The organism is Rothia sp. HMSC069C01 (assembly GCF_001814655.1).
Taxonomy (GTDB): Bacteria; Actinomycetota; Actinomycetes; order Actinomycetales; family Micrococcaceae; genus Rothia; species Rothia dentocariosa.
In genome coordinates, this window is record NZ_KV817380.1 from 1 (window position 1) to 10,679 (window position 10,679).

Below are 10,679 nucleotides of genomic sequence, written 5' to 3' on the forward strand. Positions count from 1 at the left end.
CGTGAAACGTAAGCCGCGCATCAGAATTTAAGTCATACTTAAAGCGGACCAAGAAAATATACCCGACCCGGCGGAACGTTTGGGTGGGTTCGGCGTGAAGACGCCCCGGCAAGAAAGAAGAATCCGTGCAGGCTCAAGACGTGCAGGACGATCTGAAGAACGTACTCTTCACCAAGGAAGAGATTAATGCGAAAGTTGCCGAGCTGGCGGCGCGCATCGACGAAGATTACGAAGGCAAAGACGTGCTCCTCGTGGGGGTTCTCAAGGGCGCCATTATGGTGATGGCAGACCTGTCCCGCGCGCTCAAGGGGCATTACACGATGGACTGGATGGCGGTTTCTTCGTACGGATCCGGCACGAAATCCTCGGGTGTGGTTCGTATTCTCAAAGACCTTGATACCGACCTGACCGGTCGTAATGTGTTGATCGTTGAAGACATTATTGATTCCGGGCTGACTCTTGCGTGGCTGCAGCAGAACCTTAAATCGCGCGGCGCGGAATCTGTGGAAATCTGCACCCTGCTGCGTAAGCCGAAGGTCGTCAAGACCGACGTTCAGGTCAAATACGTGGGTTGGGATATCGAACCTGAGTTCGTGGTTGGTTACGGGCTCGATTTCGCTGAGAAGTACCGCAACCTCGACTGTGTGGCGACTCTGCACCCGCACGTATACTCCTAAAACCCGGTCGTGCGCAGCGTGCGCACAAGATTTTGGTGCCCGCGCATCCTGATGAAAATTCTAGATGCGCGGGCACGCTTATGCCTGCGTGCAGAGTTTCTCGAAACCGTGCGTCACCGCTTAGCTAATCCGCAGCCAGGGGTAAAGGTTTCCCTTGACGAGCTGTAGAGTGAAACCATGAACAATGTGATGATGATCGATGGTCATAAGGCTGTCATTCAATACGAACCGGAAACAGACGTGCTGCGCGGTGAATTTATTGGTTTGAATGGTGGCGCAGATTTTTATGCAGATAACGTTGCTGACCTGCACCGGGAAGGTATGACAAGCCTGCAAACCTTTTTGGAGGTATGCAGGGAACAGGGTCTGGGGACCGCCTAGACATACTTCTGCACGCCCGCACTGACTCCTTTTAGCCTTGAGGTGAAATGCCGCCGATGCAGGCGTAATCCGGCGGGGTTAGGGTACATTTAAAGTTGCATCTTTCTATCGTCACGGAGTGCTCCGGCACGCTGCGGCGCGTACCCGGCGTGTAGCCGTCGTAAACGTAAGGAATTAAGCATTGGCGCAAAAATCCAATAACTCGCCGAACGGCCCCGATAACTTTTTAGGCAGGCTGATCAATGGTCGCTGGCTGTGGGCTATCGTTATTGCAATTGTTGTCGTGGCGTTCTCGCTGAGCTCGCTTTTTGCGCAGGGCGCACGCCAGGTAGATACCAACGTTGGTTTGCAGCTGCTCAACGACCACCAGGTGAAGAGCGCGAAAATCTATGATGGCGACCAGCGTGTTGAGCTGCAGCTGAAGGAAGACTATAAGCAGGGCAGCAACAACTACGGTTCCTCTGTGAAGTTCTACTATGTGCAGCCGCGTGCCGAAGAAGTCGTGCGGGCCATGAACGGCGCCCAGCTGGAGAGCTACACCGATCAGCCGGTGGAAAACAGCTTCTTGGGTTCGCTGATTTCTCTGTTGCTGCCGGTGCTTCTTTTTGGTGCAATTTTCTGGCTGCTCATGGGTCGCATGGGCGGTAACTCTTCGGTCATGAGCTTCGCGAAGTCGCGCGCGAAGAAGTTCAACAAAGATAACCCGACCGTGCGTTTCTCCGATGTCGCCGGTGTTGATGAGGCACTGGCTGAGCTTGAAGAGGTGCGCGAGTTCCTTGCGGAGCCCGAAAAGTTCACCCGACTAGGCGCTAAGATTCCTAAGGGTGTGCTGCTGTACGGCCCTCCCGGTACCGGTAAGACCCTGCTCGCGAAAGCTGTTGCGGGCGAGGCTGGTGCGCCTTTCTATTCGATTTCCGGTTCCGACTTTGTTGAGATGTTCGTGGGTGTGGGCGCATCCCGCGTGCGCGATCTGTTCAAGGAAGCAAAATCTAACCCCGCCGCAATCGTCTTCGTGGACGAGATCGATGCGGTCGGTCGCCGCCGCGGCGTCGGCATGGGCGGCGGTAACGACGAGCGTGAGCAGACCCTTAACCAGCTGCTTGTCGAAATGGACGGTTTCGACGGCAACTCCAACGTGATCGTGATTGCTGCAACCAACCGCCCGGATGTGCTCGACCCCGCCCTGCTGCGCCCAGGTCGTTTCGACCGCCAGATCGGTGTGGATGCGCCCGATATGAAGGGTCGCCAGCGCATCCTTGAGGTGCACGCCGCCGGTAAGCCAATCGACCGTCGCGTTGATTTGGGGCAGGTCGCTAAGCGTACCCCCGGTTTCACGGGTGCAGATCTGGCGAACGTGATGAACGAGGCAGCCCTGCTGACCGCTCGCGATAACGGCAACGTGATTGATGACCGTGCTATCGATGAAGCTATCGACCGTGTAATGGCGGGCCCGCAGCGTGCTTCGCGCATCATGAGTGAGCACGAGCGGAAGGTAACCGCGTACCATGAGGGCGGTCACGCTCTCGTGGCTGCCGCCCTGCGCAACTCCGCGCCGGTTACCAAGATTACTATTCTGCCGCGTGGTCGTGCACTGGGTTACACGATGGTCATGCCGCAGGACGATAAGTACTCGACCACACGCCACGAGCTACTGGATCAGATGGCCTATGCGATGGGCGGCCGCGCGGCTGAGGAAATTGTATTCCACGATCCCTCCACGGGTGCCGCGAACGATATTCAGAAGGCGAGCGATACCGCACGCAAAATGGTAGCCGACTACGGTATGAGCGCCCTGCTGGGTTCGGTGAAGCTCGGCAGCGACGATACCGAACCGTTCATGGGCGGCGATCCTTCGGCGGCACGTAACTACTCTGATAAGACCGCCTACAAGATTGATATCGAGGTGCGTAAACTTCTGGAAGAGGCTCATGATGAGGCTTTCCAGATTCTTGTGGAGAACCGCGATGTGCTTGACCGCTTGGCGTTCGCCCTGCTGGAGAAAGAGACTCTGCTGGAGAATGAGATCGCGGAGATTTTCAAGGATGTGCGTAAGCGCCCCGAACGCGAGCACTGGTATTCCAAGGAAGGCCGCGAACGCACCGATATTCCGCCGGTGAAGGCTCCGAGCGAACTTGCCGCAGAGAAGAATGGTCTGGAGGGCGATTCTGATCCGACCGTGGCGATGAAGGCTCCTACGACTGCGTCCATGCCGACTGCGCCCGAGCACACGGAACCGGGTCAGAATCTACCCGGTCAGGGTGGTCAGCCTCAGCAGATGCCGCATCCGGGCACGCAGGATATTGAGGATACCGACCCGACCGTGGCGATGCCTCCGCAGCAATACCCTGAGCAGCGGCAGTTCCCCGGCCAGTATCCTGAGCAGCATCCAGGACGACAGAATGGGCAGCAGCAGAACCCGTACCCGTATAACAACCCGAACCAGAACCCCTATGGAGGGTCGGATGAGCGAGGATAACGGCTCGGCGGTGGATAAGCCGCGCATTGAGGCGGCGGTGCGGGAAATCCTGCTGGCAATCGGTGAAGACCCTGACCGTGACGGTTTGCAGGACACCCCGGCGAGAGTGGCTCGCGCCTACGAGGAGTTTTTCTCGGGTCTGCACGCTGACCCGGCCGATGTGCTGGGCACGACCTTCGATATTGCCCATTCCGAGATGGTGCTGGTGAAGGATATCCCGTTCTATTCCACGTGCGAGCATCACCTGGTGCCTTTCCACGGGGTGGCGCATGTTGGGTACATTCCTGGGGCTGACGGCAAGGTGACGGGGCTGAGCAAGCTGGCGCGGGTGCTTGAGGTTTATGCGCGTCGCCCCCAGGTGCAGGAGCGGCTGACCACGCAGGTGGTGGAGGCACTGGAGGAGCATCTAAACCCGCGCGGTGCGATCGTTGTGATTGAGGCCGAGCATATGTGCATGTCGATGCGCGGCGTGCGCAAACCCGGCGCGAAAACCGTCACGAGTGCGGTGCGCGGGCAGCTCAAGAACGCGGCAACTCGTGCCGAGGCGATGAGCCTGATTTTCTCGAAGCAGTAGCTTCCTAATCCGTGAGCAGGTGGTTTTTGGTCCGAACAGGTAGGAAAATACTACCTTTTCGGCCAAAAACCACCTGCTCGCATTGAAGACAGAAGAGTCCCTTGGCGTTGAACCATTCTCACGTACAATAAAGGCTGTAGGGGGAAAATATGACTCATATACTCTCTGGTACTCGCATTACCGCATCCGAGGCTGAGGAGAATCAGGCTTTTGCAGATACAGCTTTGGCATTAGCTGGTCATCATGTCACTGATCCTGTGCTGAAAGATATTGTGGATCAGGCAGCTCATCATGCCATCACTGCCGATGAGGCTATTGCAGAGATCCGCCGCCATGTGCAAAGGGCATCGTGAGAGACCACGTTATCTTTCACACCTGGGATGATTACTATATTCCCGGCACTAGGGTGCTGCGAAATAAATTCACCACGCCAAACAAGCCCTTTGGTGAGACTGACCCAGAAAAATTGCGGGTTATGGAAGAAGCAATTACCAGCCTGAGGATCCGGGAACTTCGTGAGAACCCTGTGCTAGGTAAATTTGACTATGAACATATGAAAGCAATCCATTACGCCATTTTCCATGATATATACGAGTGGGCAGGGCAGGAACGGGTTGCACCAGTGGGGCAGTTTATGTCTAAAAACGGACATGCTTACTATGGGGCTGGCCCGCATCTGAGAGCAGCTGCAGAAGCCGAGTACGCAAAGCTTGCCCAGAAGAATTTTCTGCGAGATTTAGACCAAGATACTTTTGCAGCTGAGCTCGCTGAAAGCTGGGGCGAGATTAATGTAATCCATAGTTTTCGTGAGGGTAACACTCGTAGCCAGTTTGTGTTTTTCTCATACCTTACCGAATACGCAGGATACAGCATTGATACCAGCGCGTTCGCCCCCGATAGTCCCTTGTGTGAGGAATTCGTACAGGCGCGTTTTTATAGTCAGGATACCGGACGAAACGACAGGTTGGCTGCTGTTCTCAGGCAAGTAATCACGTTCTGAGGACAAGAGCGAGACTTAATAAAACTAAAAGCCCTATAACAGTCTTACAAGGATGTATATGAGACCCCCTAGAATCCTGCCCGAATTCCTTGCGTGGGCAGATGAGATTGATGATGCGGGCAGAATTTCCGATCAAAACCATCTAGAGGCCGCACTAGGCTCGCCGTGGTTACCCGGGAGGAGCGGGTACCGGAAGATCGAAGAGTTTTGTGCCGCAATGGGTGCGGGGGAGAAGCCGTGCGCAGCAGAGGAAGGTTTTGCGTGGGTGAGGCCTGAACGGCTGATACGACTTGTACAGTCGCTAGCCTACGCTATCCCGCAGCATGTGCATGGTCGTTGGGTGAACGCCCGGCTGATGCACTGCCTGTTCAACCCAAGCATTGACAGCTCTTTAGACCTGGCACAGAATGTTCGCGATTTTCACGAACAGAACAACAGACACCCGGATCGCACCCTCAACTTTTCTGCTTTTTATAACGCCAAGACACAGGGTTACAACCTGACGCCAGATGACGTACTAAATCACGTGATGTGCCCTGAAAATATTCTGTACCGCGAACTCAAAAACATTATTGGACCTGATATAACCGATCAAGAATCTTTTACCCGCACAGAGCGTTATTATCTGCGTAATTATGATTCAGCGCTTCTGGTCAATGACGTTGATAGCCAGTATTATGAGGCTTTTCGCAAGCTGCTCCTTAGACACTACCGTGCGGGAACTTTGGGCGATTATGTGCATCAGACTGTTAAGAATCTGCGTACCTGCAACGTGGAGTTGTATCCGTTTCGCTCATCGTGGGTGAGTGGGGTTGAAGATTTACAGAATGTCTATTCGGATTTTAGCGCCCGATTGGTGTTATACCGTCTGGCGCGTTATCTGCGCGATGAGCAGGAAAGCGAGCCCGGATTCTGGCTTGTGATGCGCAGCCGCGATGCTTGGTATCGGCACATTCAATCCGTGCTTACGAACTCTGAACCGCGTTATGGGCTAAGGTTTGACCCCCAAGATGCGCGCGAACTCGCAGACTGGATCTTCACGACCTATGCGTATGAGCATTCTAGCCGTTCGGCGATCATGACCCCGCAGAATCTCAGGCGCCTCACTCCCAAAGCTAACGGGTCCCTTCAGAAAGGCGAGCGCATGAGCGCTGACGAGCATACCCGCCTGAAGCGAGGCATCTTGCCGGGGTGAAGCTATGCTCTGTCCCCGCGTGTGTATGGGTGGTTTCTGCTGCAGATGCTGTTTTAGAGGGTGGAGCATGCGCGCGATATAGGGTAAGGTAGTAGCAATACGGGTGAGCACCCAGTCTGCTAAAACTATGAGTGCCCACCCTGTGAGGGCGTTATACTAGCCAGTGGCTAATAGCGTCGACTAACTTAGCGACCGCCTAGATGAATCGTGAACCTGCCTCAACAAGTCGCACGATCGTCCGGGCGGTTTCGCGTTAAAGCTGCACCGCCATTTCGTGCTCAACCAGACACGGTCCAAAGGACTGGTCCACCTTTGTGTCGCCCGTACACCGCCAGCCCTGCCGTTCGTAGAAGCTGATGGCGCGGGAATTTCCCTCCAACACCCAGAGAGTCGCGTGCTCACATCCCCATGCGGCAAAGGTGCTGAGTGCATGGCTCATAAGGGCGTGGCCGACACCCTGGCCGAGGGCATCCGGGTCTATGTAGAGTGAGTGGAGTCTCCCGACCATTGTCCCGCCCGGAGTAGCCCTTTCGGCGCGGTCAGCATTGTTCGGTGCCGCGCTGAAACTGCAGAACCCCAGCACCGCATCGCCGCGTGCAGCGAGCATAAACGACTGTTTTTCACCGTCGCCCGAACCCTGCACGGACTCTGACCTGCTGGGCGGCGAATTCTGGGGAAACTGGCTGAGGTACCCGCGCATCCGCTCGGTGTCTTCGGCGACGCTGAGCGAATCAAGGTAATCCTGAGATATTAAGCCCTGATATGCAAACCGCCACCCCTGAACACGGATGCGCGCTATTGACTGCGCATCGTAGGGGGTGGCGGGTCGAATCATGAGGGCATCCGGCATGGCTTAATCCTAGCGGAACGCCTCTGCACGAGATAAAACTAGTGGGAGTCGGTTTTCGTTCCCGTGGGGTCATCCCAGCCGAGGACTAGGGTTACGACCATACCCAGGGAGAGGAACCCTGCGCAGGTTGCGACACCGAACGCGACCCAGCGCACGGCGGTAAGTCCATTCGCCAGAACAACCGTGATAAACGCCGCAAGAGCGATAAAGCCAAGAATCCAGGCGCCAACTTTCAGATTCATCTGAACCTCCAAAACCGTCAGTCTCTACGATGCGTCGTTACGTTCCGTCCGGCACCGTAGCCGTACAGAACTCTATAGTCATAAATCCAGCATACCCCCGCTACGCCCTGCATGAAAAAATGCGCATAGATTATGCAATATTAAATCCGGTCGCGAGAAGGTTGTTTTTCGACGACAAGGTAGGATTTTCCGACCTGCTTGTACCAGAAACCACCTGCTCGCGACGCGAAGGGGGACAGGTGCGCATCCGTTAGGATTAAATCATGCACGCAATGATGAGCCCGCAGCCCCCCGCACACCTGCCCTGTGACGCCGCAGCCGCAGAGCGAACCCTGGTGATGGGAATCCTGAACGTCACCCCCGATTCCTTCAGTGACGGCGGCGAACACTACACCGCGAACGACGCTCTCACCCACGCACGGCACATGATCGCGCAGGGCGCAGACATTATTGATGTAGGCGGCGAATCCACCCGGCCCGGTGCGGTGCGCATCAGTGTTGAGGAGGAACTTCGGCGTATTCTGCCCGTGATCGAGGGGCTTGCCGAAACCGGTATCACCATCAGCGTAGACACCATGAACGCAGCGACCGCCCGCGCCGCCGTAGCCGCCGGGGCGCACATCATCAACGACGTTTCAGGCATGAGCGTGAGCGATGAGATGATACAGACCGTCGCCGAGCTGGGCGTACCCTATATTCTGATGCACGCGCGCGGCACCTCAACCACAATGGATGCGCTCGCCGCCTACCCGCGCGGCACCGTCACCGAGGTGCTGGACGAGCTCGCCGCCCTGCGTGATCGCCTGGTTGCCGCCGGGGTTCATGCCGAGAACATTATTCTCGACCCCGGGCTGGGGTTTGCGAAGGGCGGCATGCAGGATTGGGAACTGCTCGCCGCCCTTGGGCAGCTGCACACGCTGGGGCATCGGGTACTAATCGCCGGTTCGCGTAAACGTTTTCTGGCGAATGCGCTGAACGCTGCGGATGCGGCGCGCACCAAAACCCAGAACCCCGCCGCGGGCGCGAACACCGTGCCCGACCAAATGCCGCCAGCACGCGCCCCCGAAGACCGTGATGCCGCATCCGCCGCTCTCTCTGCACTCGTGGCGGCCCAGGGAGTGTGGGGGATTCGCGTGCACAATGTGCCCCCCACGGTGGATGCCGTGACCGTGGCGAATACTTTACGCACTATTTCCCGCACCAAACAGACCTAAAATTATGTACCAGTATTCACATCAGCTAAGGAACACCATGCCGAACCCAGCGCACGCCTATGCCTCCTGCGACCGCATTACCCTGACCGGTGTAGCCGCCGTGGGTTTTCACGGAGCGCTTGATTTTGAGAAACGTGAAGGTCAGCCCTTCATCGTAGATACGGTTTTATACACCGACTTCACGCAGGCTGCTGCAACCGACGACCTCGCCCAAACCACGAACTATGCGGAAGTTGCCGAGATTATCCGCACGCATATTGTGGGGGAGTCCCTCGATTTGATTGAGACTCTTGCCGTGCGTATCGCCCAGAACATTCTGGACGAATGCGCATATGTGCATGCCCTTGAGGTGACCGTCAATAAACCGAAGGCCCCGATTGAGGTGACCTTCGGGAACGTGGCAGTGACCGTATTCCGGGAGCGTGAAGGCACGCAGATTCAGGGCGGAAAGGGTGCATGCGCGCGTGGGTAATGTACCGAACGCGAACCAATCGCACCCCGCGCCCGGCATGGACGCGTTAGCGCATACGGCGGTGCTGGCTCTGGGGTCAAACCTGGGCGAGAGCGAAACCACCCTAGAGCAGGCCGCCGCCGACCTAGTGCATCTTAGCGGGGGTGAGGTGCGGCTAGTGCGTGCCTCTGGGCTGTATGTGACGGAACCGGTGGGCGGCCCCGCCGACCAGCCGGACTATATCAACGCCGTCCTTGAAGTGCGCACAAGCCTTGACCCCTACGCGCTGTTAGCGTTGTGCCAACAGGTGGAGGCGCATCATCACCGGGTGCGGCTTGTGCGATGGGGTCCGCGCACTCTCGATATTGACGTTATTACCTATGACGACCTTGTCAGCGACGACCCGGTTCTGACGCTGCCGCATCCGCGTGCGCATGAACGCGCTTTCGTACTGGTTCCATGGGAACAGGCAAACCCACAGGCGGTAATACCCTCTCGTGATGCCGCTACGGGCGAACAGGCGCGGCATCTCGTCGCCGATTTAGCTCGCAGGGTACGCGCAGCCGATGAACGGGCGGGGGTTAACGCGGTACGATTTATGCGAGACATGAATTTGCCCAAGAACCTATTTGATAGTGGTGCTGAAAGCGAGGGCGTATGAAGCCCATCCGAATATCCGTTATTGCGTGTGCCGTGGCGCTGGGGCTTGTTGCTGCAACGATCCTGAATAATCTGGTGGTGAACGCAGGCGGCGGTGAACTCGCAATGTCGCCTGTGGTGGCACTGATTTGCGTGGTAATAGCGGGTATTACGCTCTGGTTTGCGTTTCAGGTGGCGCGTTTTCGCAATGTTGAGACCCGGCGCAAAGCGAAATCCATGAACTCTCTCATGGCTGCGCGTACTTTGGCGTGTGCGCAGGGCGCGATTTTGACCGGGGCCCTGTTGGCGGGCTGGATGCTCGGGCTTATCGTCTACGATGTAGCGTTGGCGAGCGCTCGCGGTATCCCCGGGTTTTTCTGGTCTACTGTGGTGAATCTGATCGGTGCCGTGCTGCTGCTGGCAGGCGGGGTGTGGGCGCAGTATCTATGCCGTATTCCGCCGGATGATCCGGACGGTAATTCGTCGTCGGGCGGCTCGAATTCGGGTAAGCTCGCCGCCGATGGATATTCCCGCACGAGCGATTAACGTTAGAGGGTATGTATGTCACAACTTTCACATGCTGAGGATGCTTCTTTCTCGCACGAGGGTGAGAGCTCGGTGACCACGACTGAGGATGAGTGGGTGCGCGCGCATCCTTCATATACCAAGATTCGGCTGATACAGATCGTAGGGTTTTTCGCCACGCTGGTAGGCGTTTTTGCGGCGCTGACCGTGATGTTTGAGGTGATGCGTTCCTCTGGCGCTCTGCCCAAAACCACGTGGCTGCCTGCTCTTACCGGGGTGATCGCCGCTGTCCTGGTGGTGTGGGGTATCTGGTGGGCGGTGCTGCTGCCGCGCCGCACCCGAGCGCTCGGTTATAGTCTGCGCCCCAACCATCTGATGGCGCGCCAGGGGGTGCTGTTTCGGCATGTGACGTCCATTCCGTATGGGCGCATCCAGTATGTAGATGTAGATTCCGG

14 protein-coding genes are annotated in these 10,679 nt (G+C 56.9%); 12 read left to right on the plus strand and 2 right to left on the minus strand.

The window, feature by feature from the left end:
- Positions 1-125 precede the first annotated feature (125 nt).
- From hpt to HMPREF2981_RS02000, 7 genes are all read left to right on the plus strand, one after another.
- Positions 126-677, plus strand: coding sequence for a hypoxanthine phosphoribosyltransferase (hpt, locus tag HMPREF2981_RS01970; RefSeq protein WP_004005768.1), 552 nt, complete (start codon positions 126-128; stop codon positions 675-677).
- 177 nt (positions 678-854) lie between these two features.
- Positions 855-1,058, plus strand: coding sequence for a type II toxin-antitoxin system HicB family antitoxin (locus HMPREF2981_RS01975; protein WP_070660412.1), 204 nt, complete (start codon positions 855-857; stop codon positions 1,056-1,058).
- A gap of 181 nt (positions 1,059-1,239) precedes the next feature.
- Complete coding sequence (ftsH, locus tag HMPREF2981_RS01980) at positions 1,240-3,534, plus strand: ATP-dependent zinc metalloprotease FtsH (protein WP_070660415.1); 2,295 nt, start codon at positions 1,240-1,242, stop codon at positions 3,532-3,534.
- Positions 3,521-4,108 (plus strand): GTP cyclohydrolase I FolE, encoded by a 588-nt coding sequence (gene folE, locus HMPREF2981_RS01985; protein ID WP_070660418.1) that lies wholly within the window; start codon positions 3,521-3,523, stop codon positions 4,106-4,108. The genes ftsH and folE overlap by 14 nt, the downstream gene beginning before the upstream one ends.
- 149 nt (positions 4,109-4,257) lie before the next feature.
- Positions 4,258-4,461 (plus strand): hypothetical protein, encoded by a 204-nt coding sequence (locus tag HMPREF2981_RS01990; protein ID WP_070618361.1) that lies wholly within the window; start codon positions 4,258-4,260, stop codon positions 4,459-4,461.
- A 122-nt stretch (positions 4,462-4,583) separates the two neighbouring features.
- The gene (locus HMPREF2981_RS01995; RefSeq protein ID WP_246825207.1) at positions 4,584-5,108 is read left to right on the plus strand and encodes a Fic/DOC family protein; all 525 of its coding nucleotides are present in this window, start codon (positions 4,584-4,586) and stop codon (positions 5,106-5,108) included.
- A 58-nt stretch (positions 5,109-5,166) separates the two neighbouring features.
- A complete protein-coding gene (locus tag HMPREF2981_RS02000) occupies positions 5,167-6,303 on the plus strand; it encodes a hypothetical protein (protein ID WP_141747813.1) in 1,137 nt (378 codons plus the stop codon).
- Between the two features lie 253 nt (positions 6,304-6,556).
- On the opposite strand, the gene HMPREF2981_RS02005 is transcribed toward HMPREF2981_RS02000, so the two are convergent.
- Together HMPREF2981_RS02005 and HMPREF2981_RS02010 are read right to left on the minus strand one after the other, a co-directional pair.
- Positions 6,557-7,153 carry a GNAT family N-acetyltransferase gene (locus HMPREF2981_RS02005; RefSeq protein ID WP_070660424.1) on the minus strand — a complete coding sequence of 199 codons (597 nt, stop codon included), beginning with the start codon at positions 7,151-7,153 and terminating at the stop codon, positions 6,557-6,559.
- Between the two features lie 38 nt (positions 7,154-7,191).
- Positions 7,192-7,395 (minus strand): hypothetical protein, encoded by a 204-nt coding sequence (locus HMPREF2981_RS02010; protein WP_048755025.1) that lies wholly within the window; start codon positions 7,393-7,395, stop codon positions 7,192-7,194.
- Between the two features lie 263 nt (positions 7,396-7,658).
- On the opposite strand from HMPREF2981_RS02010, the gene folP reads away from it, so the two are divergent.
- The 5 genes from folP to HMPREF2981_RS02035 form a co-directional block, all read left to right on the plus strand.
- The gene (gene folP / locus HMPREF2981_RS02015) at positions 7,659-8,609 is read left to right on the plus strand and encodes a dihydropteroate synthase (protein ID WP_070660426.1); all 951 of its coding nucleotides are present in this window, start codon (positions 7,659-7,661) and stop codon (positions 8,607-8,609) included.
- Between the two features lie 37 nt (positions 8,610-8,646).
- Positions 8,647-9,081 carry a dihydroneopterin aldolase gene (gene folB / locus HMPREF2981_RS02020; protein WP_048755023.1) on the plus strand — a complete coding sequence of 145 codons (435 nt, stop codon included), beginning with the start codon at positions 8,647-8,649 and terminating at the stop codon, positions 9,079-9,081.
- A 37-nt stretch (positions 9,082-9,118) separates the two neighbouring features.
- Positions 9,119-9,721: a 2-amino-4-hydroxy-6-hydroxymethyldihydropteridine diphosphokinase gene (folK, locus tag HMPREF2981_RS02025; RefSeq protein ID WP_070660433.1), complete on the plus strand. Its 603-nt coding sequence runs from the start codon at positions 9,119-9,121 to the stop codon at positions 9,719-9,721.
- On the plus strand, positions 9,718-10,245 hold the full coding sequence (locus HMPREF2981_RS02030) for a DUF3180 domain-containing protein (protein WP_070660429.1): 528 nt from the start codon (positions 9,718-9,720) through the stop codon (positions 10,243-10,245). Before folK ends, HMPREF2981_RS02030 begins: the two co-directional genes overlap by 4 nt.
- Before the next feature lie 15 nt (positions 10,246-10,260).
- On the plus strand, positions 10,261-10,679 hold a 419-nt coding region (locus HMPREF2981_RS02035), incomplete at its 3' end, for a PH domain-containing protein (RefSeq protein ID WP_246825210.1).

Bases quoted from the DNA above. Each gene is read 5' to 3' on its own strand.
- HMPREF2981_RS01975 (WP_070660412.1), top strand. From the start codon at position 855: ATGAACAATGTGATGATGATCGATGGTCATAAGGCTGTCATTCAATAC.
- folE (WP_070660418.1), top strand. From the start codon at position 3,521: ATGAGCGAGGATAACGGCTCGGCGGTGGATAAGCCGCGCATTGAGGCG.
- HMPREF2981_RS01990 (WP_070618361.1), top strand. From the start codon at position 4,258: ATGACTCATATACTCTCTGGTACTCGCATTACCGCATCCGAGGCTGAG.
- HMPREF2981_RS01995 (WP_246825207.1), top strand. From the start codon at position 4,584: ATGGAAGAAGCAATTACCAGCCTGAGGATCCGGGAACTTCGTGAGAAC.
- HMPREF2981_RS02000 (WP_141747813.1), top strand. From the start codon at position 5,167: ATGAGACCCCCTAGAATCCTGCCCGAATTCCTTGCGTGGGCAGATGAG.
- HMPREF2981_RS02005 (WP_070660424.1), bottom strand. From the start codon at position 7,153: ATGCCGGATGCCCTCATGATTCGACCCGCCACCCCCTACGATGCGCAG.
- HMPREF2981_RS02010 (WP_048755025.1), bottom strand. From the start codon at position 7,395: ATGAATCTGAAAGTTGGCGCCTGGATTCTTGGCTTTATCGCTCTTGCG.
- folP (WP_070660426.1), top strand. From the start codon at position 7,659: ATGCACGCAATGATGAGCCCGCAGCCCCCCGCACACCTGCCCTGTGAC.
- folB (WP_048755023.1), top strand. From the start codon at position 8,647: ATGCCGAACCCAGCGCACGCCTATGCCTCCTGCGACCGCATTACCCTG.
- folK (WP_070660433.1), top strand. From the start codon at position 9,119: ATGGACGCGTTAGCGCATACGGCGGTGCTGGCTCTGGGGTCAAACCTG.
- HMPREF2981_RS02030 (WP_070660429.1), top strand. From the start codon at position 9,718: ATGAAGCCCATCCGAATATCCGTTATTGCGTGTGCCGTGGCGCTGGGG.